At 56.6% G+C, this 15,639-nt stretch carries 11 protein-coding genes; 2 read left to right on the top strand and 9 right to left on the bottom strand.

Annotation, left to right across the window (positions count from 1 at the left end):
• Nucleotides 1-49 precede the first annotated feature (49 nt).
• The 5 genes from kdpC to LJX92_RS08270 all read right to left on the bottom strand — a co-directional run bounded on the left by kdpC (nt 50) and on the right by LJX92_RS08270 (nt 9,854).
• The gene (gene kdpC / locus LJX92_RS08290; protein ID WP_228309570.1) at nt 50-595 is read right to left on the bottom strand and encodes a potassium-transporting ATPase subunit KdpC; all 546 of its coding nucleotides are present in this window, start codon (nt 593-595) and stop codon (nt 50-52) included.
• A 27-nt stretch (nt 596-622) separates the two neighbouring features.
• Nucleotides 623-2,680, bottom strand: a complete 2,058-nt coding sequence (kdpB, locus tag LJX92_RS08285; protein WP_177464404.1) for a potassium-transporting ATPase subunit KdpB — start codon at nt 2,678-2,680, stop codon at nt 623-625.
• Nucleotides 2,681-2,692: 12 nt separating this feature from the next.
• A complete protein-coding gene (gene kdpA, locus LJX92_RS08280) occupies nt 2,693-4,387 on the bottom strand; it encodes a potassium-transporting ATPase subunit KdpA (RefSeq protein ID WP_032877160.1) in 1,695 nt (564 codons plus the stop codon).
• 8 nt (nt 4,388-4,395) lie between these two features.
• Nucleotides 4,396-4,485, bottom strand: a complete 90-nt coding sequence (gene kdpF, locus LJX92_RS08275; protein WP_003218754.1) for a K(+)-transporting ATPase subunit F — start codon at nt 4,483-4,485, stop codon at nt 4,396-4,398.
• A gap of 224 nt (nt 4,486-4,709) precedes the next feature.
• Nucleotides 4,710-9,854, bottom strand: a complete 5,145-nt coding sequence (locus LJX92_RS08270) for a hypothetical protein (protein WP_228309568.1) — start codon at nt 9,852-9,854, stop codon at nt 4,710-4,712.
• A gap of 380 nt (nt 9,855-10,234) precedes the next feature.
• Between LJX92_RS08270 and eat the strand changes: the two genes are divergently transcribed.
• Both eat and LJX92_RS08260 read left to right on the top strand, forming a co-directional pair.
• Entirely contained in the window at nt 10,235-11,599 is a 1,365-nt protein-coding gene (gene eat, locus LJX92_RS08265) for an ethanolamine permease (RefSeq protein WP_032877161.1), read from the top strand.
• A 110-nt stretch (nt 11,600-11,709) separates the two neighbouring features.
• Nucleotides 11,710-11,877 (top strand): DUF2897 family protein, encoded by a 168-nt coding sequence (locus LJX92_RS08260; protein ID WP_003172675.1) that lies wholly within the window; start codon nt 11,710-11,712, stop codon nt 11,875-11,877.
• 8 nt (nt 11,878-11,885) lie between these two features.
• Here LJX92_RS08260 and LJX92_RS08255 read toward each other — a convergent pair whose 3' ends face one another.
• The 4 genes from LJX92_RS08255 to LJX92_RS08240 all read right to left on the bottom strand — a co-directional run bounded on the left by LJX92_RS08255 (nt 11,886) and on the right by LJX92_RS08240 (nt 15,397).
• Nucleotides 11,886-12,734: an urea carboxylase-associated family protein gene (locus LJX92_RS08255; protein WP_078820677.1), complete on the bottom strand. Its 849-nt coding sequence runs from the start codon at nt 12,732-12,734 to the stop codon at nt 11,886-11,888.
• 14 nt (nt 12,735-12,748) lie between these two features.
• Nucleotides 12,749-13,393 carry a GntR family transcriptional regulator gene (locus LJX92_RS08250; protein ID WP_103733583.1) on the bottom strand — a complete coding sequence of 215 codons (645 nt, stop codon included), beginning with the start codon at nt 13,391-13,393 and terminating at the stop codon, nt 12,749-12,751.
• 140 nt (nt 13,394-13,533) lie between these two features.
• Nucleotides 13,534-13,866 carry a ComEA family DNA-binding protein gene (locus LJX92_RS08245; protein ID WP_103733582.1) on the bottom strand — a complete coding sequence of 111 codons (333 nt, stop codon included), beginning with the start codon at nt 13,864-13,866 and terminating at the stop codon, nt 13,534-13,536.
• 352 nt (nt 13,867-14,218) lie between these two features.
• On the bottom strand, nt 14,219-15,397 hold the full coding sequence (locus LJX92_RS08240) for an acyltransferase family protein (protein ID WP_228309566.1): 1,179 nt from the start codon (nt 15,395-15,397) through the stop codon (nt 14,219-14,221).
• Nucleotides 15,398-15,639: the final 242 nt, after the last annotated feature.

The following is a 15,639-nucleotide window of genomic DNA, read 5'->3' as shown; positions in this document are numbered from 1 at the left end:
GTCAATGAAGATCAACTGTGGGAGGGGGCAAGCCCCCTCCCACAGGGGTTCAGAGTTTTTCCAGGGCCATGTTGAGGGCCAGGACGTTTACCACCGGCGGCCCTACCAACGGGCTTTCGATGTGCTCATCCAGCAACCGCTGCAAGGTCGCCACCGGCACATTGCGCGCAGCTGCCACTCGCGCCAGTTGATAGGCAATCGCCTGCGGTGGCAAGTGGGGATCAAGGCCGCTGCCGGAGGTCGTCAGCGAGGCCAGTGGCACCGGGCCCTGGCCAGGCACTGATTGTTTGCCGGCATCCTCGACTATGCGAGTCGCCAAGGCCGGATTGCTGGGGCCCAGGTTACTGGCACTGCTGGACACCGTCGCAAAGGCTCCTGCTGACGGGCGTGGATGAAACCAGCTGTCGCCGGTAAAGTCCTGGGCGATCAGGCTGGAGCCGCGCACCTTGCCGCTGGCGTCGTGCACCAGGCTGCCATTGGCCTGATCGGGGAAGGCCACTTGCGCCACGCCCGTGACCACCAGCGGGTAGGCGACGCCGGTGATCAGGGTCATGAGTACCAGCAGACTCAGGGCGGGGCGGATGATGTTTGTCATAGTCAAATCCTCAATAAATCAGACAGGTCAAACCAGGTGCAGCGCCGTCAGCAGCATGTCGATGGCTTTGATACCCACGAACGGCACCAAGAGCCCGCCCAGGCCGTAAATCAGCAGGTTGCGCCGCAGCAAGGCCGCCGCACTCGCCGCTTGCACCCGTACACCGCGCAGCGCCAGGGGAATCAGCACCACGATAATCAAGGCGTTAAACACAATGGCCGAGAGGATCGCGCTCTGCGGGCTCTGCAAGTGCATGATGTTGAGCACGCCCAGTTGCGGGTAGATCGAGGCGAACAGCGCCGGCAGGATTGCGAAGTACTTGGCCACGTCGTTGGCGATGGAAAAGGTCGTCAACGCGCCACGGGTTACCAGCAATTCCTTGCCGATCTGCACCACGTCCAGCAGCTTGGTCGGGTCGCTGTCGAGGTCGACCATGTTGGCCGCTTCGCGCGCGGCCTGGGTGCCGTCGTTCATGGCCATGCCGACGTCAGCCTGGGCCAGCGCCGGGGCGTCGTTGGCGCCGTCGCCGCACATGGCAACAAGGCGACCATCGTTTTGTTCATGGCGAATACGCGCGAGTTTCTTCTCTGGCGTGGCTTCGGCCAGCACGTCATCCACCCCGGCTTCAGCGGCAATCGCGGCGGCGGTCAGGGGGTTGTCGCCAGTGACCATCACGGTGCGAATCCCCAACTTGCGCAACTCGGCAAACCGCTCGCGGATGCCGGGCTTGACCACGTCCTTGAGATGGATCGCACCGAGCAATTTGCCATCGGCGCAGACCAGCAATGGGGTGCCGCCGCTTTGGGCGATCTTGTCGATTTCCCGCGACAGCGCAGGTAAAAGCTCGCTGCGTTGCTGGCCGATAAACGCCAGCAGCGAATCCACGGCGCCTTTGCGGAACACGCGGCCCTGATAGTCGACACCCGACAATCGGGTCTCGGCGCTGAAGGGTACGGCGGTCAATTCATCCAGGCTTGGCTCGGCCTGCGGGTGCAAGGCACGCAGGTATTCAACGATGGATTTGCCTTCCGCCGTGTCATCGGCCAGGGATGCCAGCAGCGCGCCTTCAGCCAATTCCCGACCACTGACGCCAGGCGCCGCGACCACGGCCGAGCAACGACGGTTACCAAAAGTAATGGTGCCGGTCTTGTCCAGCAGCAACACATGCACGTCCCCCGCCGCTTCCACGGCGCGACCGGACTTGGCGATCACATTGAGACGCACCAGGCGATCCATGCCGGCAATCCCGATGGCGGACAACAAGCCGCCAATGGTGGTGGGAATCAGCGTCACCAGCAGTGCGACCAGGAACACCAGAGGCAGGCTGCCATTGGCAAAATGCGCGAACGGCTGCAAGGTCACCACTACCAGCAGGAAGATCAGGGTCAGGCCGATCAGCAGGATATCCAGCGCGACTTCGTTGGGGGTTTTCTGGCGTTTGGCGCCTTCCACCAACGCAATCATGCGATCCAGCGTGGACTCACCCGGGTTGGCGGTGATGCGAATCAGCAGCCAGTCCGACACCAGCCGTGTGTTGCCGGTAACGGCTGAGCGGTCACCGCCGGACTCGCGGATGACCGGGGCGGATTCGCCAGTGATCGCCGCTTCGTTGACCGCCGCAATACCTTCGACGACCTCGCCGTCACCGGGGATCATTTCCCCCGCGGCAACACGTACCACATCGCCCTTGCGCAGGCTGGTGGCCGGCACCACCTTGAAGCTGCCATCGGCCTCCTGGCGCCGGGCGCTCAAACCTTCGCTGCCGGCCTTGAGGCTGTCGGCGCGGGCCTTGCCGCGGCCTTCGGCCAGGGCTTCGGCGAAGTTGGCGAACAGCACGGTGAACCACAGCCACACGGCGATTTGCACCGCAACAAAGGTGGGCACGGTGGTATCGGGCACAAAGCACAATACGGTGGTGAGGATGGCGGTCAGTTCGACCACCAGCATCACCGGCGAGCGTTGCAGTTGGCGTGGGTCGAGCTTGACGAAAGCCTGGACCAGCGCCGGGCGCCAGAGCGCCGAGATGGCGGTTTTGGCAGGCTCCTGGGTTTTGACCGGGGCCGCGTTTTTTGCAGGCATATTCATTTTCATGTCCCTTTAGAAGCCCATGCTCAGATGTTCAGCGATAGGCCCAAGCGCCAGCGTCGGCAGGAAAGTCAGGCCGCCCACCAGCAAAATGGTCACGGTCAACAAGGTCACGAACAGCGGGCCATGGGTGGGGAAGCTGTTCTGGCCAATCGGTGCGGCCTTCTTCATCGCCAGGCTGCCGGCCAGAGCCAGCACCGGGAGGATGTAGCCAAAGCGGCCGATCAACATGCCCAGGCCGAGCATCAGGTTATGGAACGCGGTGTTGGCACCGAGGCCGGCAAACGCCGAACCGTTGTTGGCACTGGCCGAGGTGTAGGCGTAAAGCAACTGACTGAAGCCGTGGGGGCCAGGGTTACTGATCGCGCCCGCCGGGCCCGGCAGGCTGGCGGCGATGGCACTCAACACCAGCACGCCGACCGGCATGACCAGCAGGGTCACCACCAGCAATTGCACTTCCTTGGCCTGGAGTTTCTTGCCCAGATATTCCGGCGTGCGGCCGATCATCAGGCCGGCGAGGAACACCGCGATCAGTACGTTAAGCAGCATGCCGTACATGCCAGCACCGACGCCGCCAAAGATCACTTCGCCAACCATCATGTTGACCAATGCCACCATCCCACTCAGCGGGCTGAGGCTGTCCTGCATACCGTTGACCGAGCCGTTGGATGCCGCGGTAGTGGTCACCGACCACAGCACGGTGCCGGTGGTACCGAAGCGTGTTTCCTTGCCCTCCAGCGGTGCGGTTTGCTCCACGGCCGGGTTGTTCAAGGTCGGATTGGGCTGGTATTCGGACCACAGCGACGTCGCGCCGCCGATCAGGAACAGCGCCAGCATACACGCGAGGATCGCCCGGCTCTGACGCAGGTCTTTGACGTAGTGGCCGAAGGTAAATACCAACGCCACCGGGATCAGAATGATCGAGGCCACTTCGAACAGGTTGGCCCAGGCTGTCGGGTCTTCGAACGGATGCGCCGAGTTCACCCCGAAGAAGCCGCCGCCATTGGTGCCCAGTTGCTTGATCGCAATCTGGCTGGCCGCCGGGCCCAAGGGAATCACTTGGTCCACGCCCTGCAGCGTGACGGCGTCAACATAGTGGGCGAAGGTTTGTGGCACGCCCTGCCACACCAGGAACAGTGCGAGCACCAGGCACAACGGCAGCAGGCCGTAGAGGGTGGCGCGCGTCATGTCGACCCAGAAGTTGCCCAAGGTCTGGGCAGATTTGCGTCCGATCCCACGGCATAAGGCAACCAGGACGGCGAGACCGGTCGCCGCACTGACGAAGTTCTGCACAGTGAGGCCGGCCATCTGGCTGAGATAACTTAGGGACGCCTCACCGCTGTAGTTCTGCCAGTTGGTATTGGTCATGAAACTGACGGCGGTGTTGAACGCCAGGGTCCATTCCTGGCCCGGCAACTTCTGCGGGTTCAGTGGGAGGGAGCCCTGGAATAACAGGATCGAGAACAACAACAAGAAGCCCGCTAGGTTGAACGCGAGCAAGGCCAGCATGTATTTCTGCCAGCTCTGTTCCTGCTGCGCGTCCACGCCCGAAAGGCGATAACAGACCTTTTCGACAGGCCCCAACACCGGCGTCAACCACGTGCGCTGGCCTTCCATCACCTTGTAGTAGAACCGCCCCAAAAACGGCGCCGGCACCAGTACCACGGCAAAGAAGGCGATGATCAGCCAATAGTCATAACTGTGCATAGCCGCTCCTAGTTCCGATCCGCGCGTAACAGCGCAACCAGCAGATAAATGAACAGCGCCACGGCCAATAGCAGTGACACTCCGTCCAGAACGCTCATGGAAATTTCCCCGTCTTGCGGCGATTGCCGCGTGTGGGGGCATTGTCCCTAGGAGGGGTGTAAAGGAACGAGAGCAAGGCGTTGGGTGAGGCGTAAAGATGGCGTAAAGAGTGGGTTTATCCGGGGTTTACAGGGGGCCTTATGGGGTAACCATCCAAAGGTGCCAGGTTAATGATCGCGAGCAAATCGACCCTTGCACTGCCACCTTTTGACCCACTGAGTGATTACAGAGGCGTGAACAAGTCGGAAACTCCTCCTGGCACCGCGGCCACGTTGGGATTTACCTGCGACTCTTTAAGCACTGACACTTGATACTCAGGTAAGCCCGATTCACCGTCGAAGTGCGACAGCATTGCCTTGCTCTGGCCTTTTCTCAAGGTCATTTCCAGGGCCGCTTTCATTTGCGTCTCGTCGGTGAATATCGCAAGACCATAGTTAGGGTCAAAATAGAACCATGTCTTGTTCCCATTGAGATCAACCACAACACGGGCCATCAAGCCATGGTCTGGGGTGCTGATTAACAAAGTTTTCGTTTCGCGGCTACTGGCCAAATCGGAAATGATACCGGTGGAGGGAACCTGTTTAAGTTCACCGGGTTGAAGGTATTTAGTTTCGATTTTTTCCTGAAGCCGGCTCAGCTTACTACGGAAGGTAGCGACTTGAGTGGCGCGCAGTTGTTCGGCATCGGCTTTCGCCGGGTCCAGTTTTCGCAACTCTGCAATGTCCTCGCCCGGAGGCACGGGGCGCATCGCCTGACTTAGATTTTCAAGAAAAATTTCGTGTTTGCCCTGCTTGAGGGCTTCCGCCATCAGCGTAGACAGCGCCGCGCACTCCCCCTCCGACAACAAGTCAACTCGACTGAGGTACAACCCTTGAGGAATACCCTTGATCACTATAGGCGGGCGGGCGTCTGTTAATCCAATGTCTTCGCTGAAACGTTTGAAGTTTCTCTTGCTCGCCTGTTCTCTTATCTTTTCCATATGCCTGACCAAGTAACCAATTTGTTCAGGTGTGCGTTCGGGTGCGATAGCCAGCTCTGCCACCTGATCGAGAGTCAATTTTTCCGTCAACTTGTCTAGCCCTGCCGGCTGCCCTGCGCGATACCCTCTCGCATAGCCGTCTTTGTCAGTGAGGGCCGCTTTAAGATGGGCCATCTTGAACCTGTCGGGCAGTTCTTGGAGATCTGCAATTCGTTTTGCCAGACTACCGAGTTGGCCCGGCGTACGGCGCTGGGCTACCGCAAGGCGTTTTAACTGATCGATGGTCATCGCTGGAGAGTAGCCATAGACGGCTTCTGGGTTTAACTCTCTCCACCCCTTTGAGTACGTGGCGAGGTCTTTACTCTTTGCATCGGCTATAACGTTATTGTAGTCAGTGCGAAAGTTTTTGTTGGGCGGCACAGGAGGTGCCAATGTGTTTGTTATTCTTTCCCACGACAGGTAATCAGAGAATCCTTTGATTTCCCCTTTGATTGCACCTTGTTCGGGCTTGAAACCCTTCGCGGTACCATATGGGCGACCGCTGATGGGGTCATAGAGACCCCACTTACCATTCTGGAAGACCGCAGATCCATGTAGGGTCTGCTCGCCAACCTTGAATGTACCGTTGGCTACCGCGTCATAACGCTTACTGAGGTTGATGAGTTCCGGCCGGCCTAATGTGCTCTTGACGAACCGGAAGTTGTTAATGACGTGGCCAGCGCCCTGGGTGACCACTTTCGCCCCCCCCACAATCAAGTCACCAACACCGGCTAGCGGATTGAGCTCGGATAGAAGGCTTGTGCCCATTATTTTGGTGACCTTGAGCACCTTTTTCAGTGCGCTCCCCCCTTTAGCCAGCACTTTCGCTGCTTTGGCAGCAGCACCGACACCAGCGGTGATAAAACCAAAAATATCAAATGCAACATCGGTGATTCCTTCACTGTAGTTACCGTCTATAAAGTTGACAATTGCCGATCGAAAGGGAATAAAGTCGAGAAGAAAATTCCCTATCACTTTCTCCTGTTCCGCCCCCTGTTCGGACCGCGTCGCCCCCATAGCGGCTTTCCGAATGGCAGGGTTATCGAAGTCCAGTGCCTTAACAATCGAGTCAGCAATATGGTTGGCTCGTTCGTCGGTGAACAGGTACGGTGCAGACGGTGCGGAGGCTCTTGGCTGATCAAGAATGTGTCGTTTGATATCATCAGCATGTCTCACGCCAAACGGTAATATAGCCGCTAGCGTATTACTGCCATCGACCCATTTACTTAAATCTTGATCGGGGAAAAACTCCTCGGTTTTAGTAACCTCGTTCTGAATGTACTCAGGATCACGCGGCACCTCAATATTGCCAAGGTTTTTGATCAGACCTTTTTCCGTATCGAACTCATAGTTACTGGTGGTGCCGTTGCGTTTAGCGGTTACTAGTACCTCGGAACTGGTATGAAACAACGTATTACCCAACGTTCCGATTTTATAGATTTTCTCTTGATAATATTGGATTTCGCCAAAGCTGAGATTTTTTTTATCTTCCGGTGGCAAGTTGGTAAGGGCGTTCATAATAGACAGCTTTTTGACTGCCTTATGGTTGGCTGTTACCGTTGAAAATGCCTCATCAAAATCTTTTTGAATACTAAATTCCGGACTCTTAGTAAAAGCGGTAAACCTCGCAAGATCAATGCCATCGCCCTCTTTAATAATTTTCCAGCGTTCATCCATTGCATTCCCTTCCATGACGATATCCAGCATGGAATAAGAAATGCCAGGAGCGTAGGACGCGTAGGGCGAAGTTTTGGCGAATTTAGGCTCCTCGAACGCTACGTTTTCCCCAAACGTCTTCTTGAGTAACGCCAGGGCGATCTCTCGACGGCTTGGCAGGGGCGTATCCAGTAAAGCCGAAGCTTTTTCGAGTTCTGTTTGCTGATGGTTGAAAGCCGCTTGCGCTTTGTTGATGTCGTCCTGGGTGTAAAGCGCATCCTGTTTTCCGTTGAGAATGTTATTGGCCACAGCCCAATTGAGCAGTATCGCCGTTTGCGCAGGCTTGGGAGCCGCGTCTCGGGCGTCGGCGGCGATCATCACTTCAGCGTAGGTCATATGGGCGACGCTGCCGGGTGACTGGGCTTCGATGGCGGCGACCGCAATGCACAGAGTCGCCCACGCCACACTGCCGTAGACCACACTGTCGGGGACATCTTTGACCAGTAATTGCGGCGCTGCCCGCATCAGCAACAGGTACGCCCCCGCCTTGGCCATCGCCGATGATGCACGGCCGGTTTCAATCAGGTGCCGGCTCAGGCCTTCGATGATGGCTGAGAGGGGCTGGCCCCAATATTTTTTATCGGTCAGGTCGAAACCGGCTACCCAATTTCGATGCGCCCTGGTGAGAGACTCCGGGTCCAGCGCCAGATTCATGAGTGCCAGCGTATAGTCATTGACGCTGATGTCCGTGGAGACGCCACCCAAATTGGTTTGCATGTCTAGTCCCAGCGCATGCCCTTGCGGGGAGCCCACGAGGGCCTCCAGCGTCTTCACTGGATCCTGCAATACGTCCTGAGAGAGCGGTTGACGCGTGTTCAGGTAGTCCAGCAGCCCCATCTGCGTGCTGACCTTATAGTCACTGGCGACGGCCCGCACCGTCTGCTGCTCGCGGGCAGTCATAGGAATCGGCCAGGACAGGCCGCCCCCGAAATTGCCTAACGGGTGCTGCTGGGCCCTTGCAATTGCCGTTTGTGCCAGGGAAAGCAGCTCGTCCAGGGTCTTGGGCAGGGGCAAGTCATTTTCGTTGATGAATGCCTCCAGACTGATCGATTTACCGGGTTCGCGGACAGATGACTGGTAATGAGCAGAGTCCGGGGCAATTCTCATCGGCGTACTTTTCAAGAGGGCCGATATGTCCTGCGCCGTGGCATTTTCCGGTAGCGCCTGGCCGGCCTGATTAAGCTGTTGTGCCAAATACTGCCAGTTGCTGCGATTCGCTGTCCGTTGCCGCATCACCTGGAGATTGTCCTGCTCGCTCAAACGCTCCAGCAGCCACTCATTGCGTGCCCGCAGAACGTTATCGGCGCTGAAATGTGGCGCCAGAGCAGACGCCTGATCCAAGTCCCTGAGCGTTTGCGATCGTTGCCAAGGGTCCGTGTTCGCTACACCCCTATCATCGTCGAATAGCGCTTGCAGCTCGGTGTTTACCTGCTGCTGCTGGCGTTCGAGCAGCTGCGGTACGCCTGCGGCAATGACGTCGGTGGTGAGTGGAATAAGGGTTTGGCTCAGCTCGTTTTCCCAACCAGGCTTGAGGCTTTGCTCGACCGAAATCGGCAAACTCTGCTTGGCCTGTTGCGCGGCATAAGCGTTGTTGCTGAGGCGCTGGCGCCAGGCTTGCAGGGCTTTGGCCGGGCTGTCGAACACCTCGTAGCCATCGCGGGGGGTATAAAGCACCGTGAGGCCGCGTTGCTCGCTGGGCGATAGTGCCCTGTTGGTGTCCGAGTTATTGAACGGGCGCTGTGTCGACGAACCGTCACTACTCGTGATCAGGAAGGCGCCTGCCATCAACGTACCGTCGGGCTTTGGCGTATCGAGCTTGAGCGGATACACCCCAGGCCGCTCTCCATCCTGCATGGCGCTTTCCCGCGCCTCCAGAGTGGGGTATTCAATCGCTTTGTCGATCAGCACTTTGGCGGCCGGGAGCATTGTGCCTTCTTCTACCTGAAGCGCTGCAAGGGTAGACAACATCTGCCGTTGAATACGCAGTAACTCGCCTTGCCGTGCCTCAGGGTTCGCTTCGCCAGAGCGTGGCTCCGTCCAGAATCGGGCAAGGCTCGAGGGCAGCTCTTTTTCGATGGTTTGGGCAATCGACAACAGGCTACCGGCAGCGTCCAGTTGTTTATCGCGTTCGGCCTGCGCGTCCCCCAGATAAAAACCGCTGTCTATGGTGGCGGGGCTTGTGGAGGCGTCCGAGCCACCGAGCCCCTTGGAGGTCTTGAGCGCGTTAAAGAGTGCCGCAGTGGCAGGCTCTACAGAGAGCAATGTGCGCTGCCCCTGCTCATCAGTGTGATAGCGATGAAAATAGAGTTTAGTGGCGTCCAGCGGCGTCTGTTTGTAGAGCGCCTCAGCGAGTTGCTGTTCGATGACGCTCGAAAGGGTTGGCTGCTGGCCCGTCAGTGCGTGGATTTGCTGATTCAGCGCCCGAAATTGGTGAAGCAACTGCAGGTGTTTTTCGCTGATTTGCCGGCCGTTTTTCAAGCCTGCCGGGGTCACGCTGATGGGGGCAATGCCCTTCACATGAGGAATCGTTGATGGCTCATTTGCCGGCGATAGGGCATTGGCCTCGGGCAATAGAACGCTGTGCGAGGGGGGCAGATCCCGGCGCGCATGAAGACCAGTCACAGCTGAAGTCATTTCGGCTTTCTCGGATGTATTAACCCATGCGTCCCTGACGATTATTCATGTAACACTCTTCCTGAATGGGCACCGCATAGTGAAAACTGAGCAGGGAACAGTTCCGACAAGGTCGATCAGTAATAGTAAGTAAGCGTAAATGGACCGCCTCCAACAGCCCGTTGATTGCAACCATGTCATGGGCCAAGACATGCACCACCGTCAGGTCATGGCGGATAAACCGACCGGGCTGGCGCACATATCTGGTGCGCACCGGAAAACTTCAAACACAAAACCATCCTCCAAGCGACACTGGCGCCGCTTTACGACGTATCCCCATGGCATGGCACGCCTGCTGCAACACGCTGAACCATTTCCAACGGTTCAGGGAGCGCAGCACAATGAACACACAACTCAAACCCACCTTAGGCACCCTGCATCTCTGGGGCATCGCCGTGGGGCTGGTGATTTCCGGCGAGTACTTTGGCTGGAGCTACGGCTGGGGCGTGGCCGGCACCTTAGGCTTTCTGGTCACTTCGTTGATGGTCGCCGCGATGTACACCTGCTTCATCTTCAGTTTTACCGAGCTGACTACCGCCATTCCCCATGCCGGAGGCCCCTTTGCCTACAGCCGTCGCGCCTTTGGTGAAAAAGGCGGCTTGATTGCCGGGCTGGCTACCTTGATCGAATTCGTCTTCGCCCCGCCCGCAATTGCCCTGGCCATCGGCGCCTACCTGAACGTGCAATTCCCGGCACTTGATCCCAAGCACGCCGCCGTCGGCGCTTATATCGTGTTCATGGGCCTGAACATCCTCGGGGTCAAACTTGCCGCGACCTTTGAGCTGGTGGTGTGCGTACTCGCCGTCGCCGAACTGCTGGTGTTCATGGGCGTGGTCGCCCCGGCGTTCAGCTTCAGCAACTTCGCCCTCAACGGCTGGGCCGGTTCCGACACCTTCGGCGCGCCGGCGATTGCCGGGATGTTTGCCGCTATTCCCTTCGCCATCTGGTTCTTCCTCGCCATCGAAGGTGCCGCCATGGCCGCCGAAGAAGCCAAGGACCCCAAACGCACGATTCCAAAAGCCTACATCAGCGGCATCCTCACCCTGGTGTTCCTGGCCATGGGCGTAATGTTCTTCGCCGGTGGCGTAGGCGACTGGCGCACCTTGTCGAACATCAACGACCCACTGCCCCAGGCGATGAAAACCGTAGTCGGCGAAAGCTCCGGCTGGTTGCACATGCTGGTGTGGATTGGCCTGTTTGGGTTGGTGGCGAGCTTCCACGGCATCATCCTCGGCTACTCGCGCCAGTTCTTCGCCCTGGCCCGCGCCGGTTACCTGCCGCCCTTCCTGGCCAAACTGTCGCGTTTTCAGACACCCCATCGAGCAATTATTGCCGGCGGCCTGGTCGGCATCGCGGCCATCTACAGCGACGGCCTGATCAACCTGGGCGGCATGACCCTGACCGCCGCCATGATCACCATGGCGGTGTTCGGTGCCATCGTCATGTACATCATGAGCATGCTCAGCCTGTTCAAACTGCGTAAGACCGAGCCCCTGCTGGAACGCACCTTTCGCGCACCGGGCTACCCCATCGTGCCGGGTATTGCACTGGTACTGGCAGTGGTGTGCCTGGTGGCGATGGCCTGGTTCAACGCCCTGATCGGGCTGATCTTCCTGGGCTTTATGCTGGCAGGCTTCATCTATTTCCAACTGACCGCGCAAGACCGCGCCGACGCCCCGACAGATGCGATGTTGACGGGACTATAGCGCCCGCGAGGCAGAACGGGCCTACACTGAACTACTCAGAAAGCCCGTGACTCAAAGCAGTCATTACCGTGGGAAACTTTCCCACGGACATCTGCCTCAAGGAGAGCCTTATGCCGTGGTATGCGTGGTTGATTATGGTAGTCGCAATCGGGTCGATCGTCGGAGGGCTGATGATGCTGCGCGACAGCGCCAACAAAGTCGAACTCACCGACGAACAACGTAAACGCGTGGCCGAGCGCAATGCGCAGGCGGATGCCAAGGATGCGCAGGATCGCTGAACCTTGAGTTACTCCCAATCCGCCTTGGCGATATGCAAACCGTGCTGCCCCTTGTAGGCAGCGCGTTCCGGCTGGCTCCAGCCATTGAGCAACTCATCCTCCAACCGGTAGATCTCCACCCCCAACGGACGACACACCGTCAGCGGATCCTGCGCATCCGGCCCCCACATCGGTAGCGATAAATCCCCGCCAGGGCACGTCGACAACGCACACAGCAAATCAATCTCGGCAAAAAACTCCAGGTAATCACCCTTCTGCGCCGGACAGGCTTTCATAAAGTACATGTCATCGTGATTGAGGCCCGTGCACTGGAAAATATTCAACACGTCATGCACGTCGAATTCCGTCAGCCCATGGGGCAATACCGCACGGGTCAGGTTCGAGTGGCAATGGTGATGAAAGTCCTCCCCAGTCAGCATCCGGTTCACATAGGGATCGCAGCGCGTACCAAGCAAATCGTGCAGGCGCCCGCCGTGTTCATCGATGCCGTAACTGGCGAGGCTGTCGTCGGTGATGGTCACCAGTGGCCGTAGAAAAGGCAGGTTCGACCACAAGCGATCATGGGTGCTGACATGGGCACCCTGAAGCTGCCGAGTGCGCGCAGCCCACAAACGCTCGCGCGGGTCATTGGCGTTCCATACGTTGAAGTCCCCAACCTGCGGGCCCACCGGCGTGGTCACACGGAACACATGCCCGGCCGGCACTTTCCATGCCCTGCCCGTACGGATAGGTACCTCGAACTGTTCGATCAACGTGCGCTGGGTTTTCTGATCACGAATGCGCTCATAGAACGCCGTATCCACCTGCAATGCTGAGCCTTTGCTGACTTGGTACGCGGCCGGATAGTCTTTGTACATGGGGCAATCCTCCATCAAGGGTGATCAAACAAGGCCAGGGAAAGATGTTCCGAATCATCCAGGTACAGGCTCATCGCCTCGCTGGCGGCCTGGGTTTGGTTGCGGGTTAACAGCGTGTATATCTCATGGTCGCGCTCCAGCCAGGGTAACTGGAAACTCTGCTCATCCGGCGCGGCGCAAAACACCAGGCGCAGCTGGGCGATCACCTGGGCAAAAAACTCGTCGAACAGTGGGCTGTCCATCAACGCGACGATCTGTTGGTGGAAAACAAGACTGTGGGTAGCCACCGCTCGCCAATCTTCGCGCTCCCGGGCCAGGGTGGTGGCGTCGATAGCGTTTTGCATGCGGCCTGATTGAGTGTCCGTCAGCGGGCCGCTTTGGGCTATGGCCTGCAATTGCAGGGTGCGGCGGACTACGAAGAGGTCACGTACTTCTGCCCGCTGCAGGCGCCGAACCATTACGCCCTTATTGCGGACATAGCGGGTAAGCCCTTCTTGGCCCAAGCGATGCAGCGCCTCACGGATAGTATTGCGCGAGGCGTTGTAGCCCTTGACTAAGTCGGCCTCGACGAGCGACACACCCGGCAGCAGCCGCCCGCCGATAATGTCGGCGCGTAATTCCAGGGCGATTTGGTCGGCTAAAGACAAGCTGGACGTCATGTACACCTCAAGATTGTTGAACAATCGTTGAGTTGAATGTAATCACGTTTCATGCCAACGCGGCCTGAGAGTAAATAGACGCAGCTTTGATAAAGGAAAGGCCGGTCAATGACCGGCCTTCTGGGGCTATCTTCGCATCTTCAATTAATAACCAATCTGTCGCGATTCTTCTCCAGCAGTGCTTTACCGATGCCTTTTACTTCCAGTAACTCATCCACCGCCGTGAACGGACCGTTGCTTTCGCGATACGCAACGATTGCCTTCGCCTTGGAAGCGCCGATACCGAACAGGTCGCGGCGCAGGGTTTCGGCATCGGCGGCGTTGAGGTTGACCTTGGTGGATTGCTCGATCTTGGTCATTTGGGTGGAGATTGGGCTTGAAGCTTCCGGCTTGATGGAGGGCGCAGCAGTAGTGGCGACGGAGAGGCTAGTGAGGAAGGCGAAGATGAGGGATGAAATGTAGAGATTTTGCATTGGTGACGCTCCATGACATCGGTAAGAGAAAAGCAGCTTTCCGAAGCTGCATTTCTACATTAGGCGATAGATGGAGGGTGTCAAAAATGGGGGTATTGCAAGGTATGAAAGAGTTCGGCTTTTTGTGTACAGGCCAGTAAACGCTTGCCGTCAAGCAACGGTGGATGCCGACGATCGCCCGATAAATCTTCGCACAGAATCGCAAATTGAAGTCGCGAGCGGTGCCTGGAATATCCAACCACTTTCCTAATGACCATCGATAATATCAAGGTCCGCAGCAAACTCGGCGGCCCCGGCATTACCGATGGACAGTAGGCGGAACAAAGAGGCCGATGCAGTAGCACCGCACACTTCATATCACAGCGTTTGTTTTTTCCGAGTAGGCAACCGTGGGGGCGTTGGTCTGCTCCACTCGTTTCTTGCGCATAAACCTTTTCTCTACATGAACAAAAGTAATGGTCGACAAGGCGACGATGATTGGAATGGTCACGAAATTTGCCACCCAAAAAGTTACTTTATCAAGAGCAGCAAGATCAAAAAATACAGACAGGAGCTTGAAGGATAAAAACAGTACCGGCAAGTGGAGCAGGTAAACACTGTAGCTGATATCACTGAGCCTGTTCAGGAACTGGTAATGCAAGAAGTACGGATTTGAAATTGTAATACATATGAAGAATATTGTTGCCAGAGCGAATCTCAACGCTCCGTAGCCGGGGACATCAACCAGCCCGCACACCCAAACAAATATACCCACTGCAATTAACATGGAAAAGAATTTAACCGGTTTATTCGTGATATTTTTTTTATGAACAACCGCTGCCACCATGCCTGACAGAAAGTAGGCCCAACACACCACGGCAGAGGTGCCCAGGTCAATGGCAGCAATCAGTATCGCCACCGTCATGATAATGGACCTATAGCGCGACCTGTAAAAAATTGCCACCATTGGCAGCACTGCATAAAAACGCCATTCATGAACCAACGTCCATGTCACGGAACTCAGAGGCACAAGCGATACGCCGCCAATTTTCATTGGGTTATCTATGAAATTAAACGTTACCAGACCAGCGATAGTGGTAATAGACTCTTTATCCAGGAAATCAAACCCTGCAAAAGAAATCGCAATAATAAATACCAAGAACGATGCCAGATAGTAAAGCGGAGCCACTCTCCTGATTCTGGCTACGAAAAAATCACCCCAATCTATATGCTTGCTCTTCATGACTTTGTCAAAGAAAAGAAAACCCGTTATGCAGAAAAAAATCTGCACACCAAAAGATCCAAGGTTCGGGTAAATTTGTCCCCACGCAGAAAAAACTGTATTTTTCACACCCAAATTTATTAATACAAACGGCGCATGATTAATAAAAACAAATATAGCCGCAAGACCACGCAGGCCATTGATGAATTTATATTCATGCTGAACTTCTGCACTTTCTATTTTCGACCTGAATATCGACGAAAAAGTAATGAACATCAATATTATCAATAGCGTAAGTGCAATTACTTCAAGTGAATATTCGGTTTTCATTTAGAAAAATTACTCATGCAATGCCTTCCTGCTTTGGGCTATGTTGAAAAAGCTCCATGGATGATCAAGCCGCCGGCTCTGCCCGGCCGCTTATCACGAGGCAGCGCTCAATGAAAATGTCATCGTGCAGCGCCCCAAGCGGATTGTATTCCGTAAGCGGTGTGCAGGGGAAGAAAATGTAGAGCGCGAACGCTCCGTAAAAAGGGCGAGGTTATGCCAAAAAACGCTCTAAATGCACCTCG

The sequence above is a fragment of the Pseudomonas sp. HN8-3 genome, assembly GCF_020790195.1.
Classification (GTDB): Bacteria; Pseudomonadota; Gammaproteobacteria; order Pseudomonadales; family Pseudomonadaceae; genus Aquipseudomonas; species Aquipseudomonas synxantha_A.
This window is presented reverse-complemented; position numbering and strand designations above follow the sequence as displayed.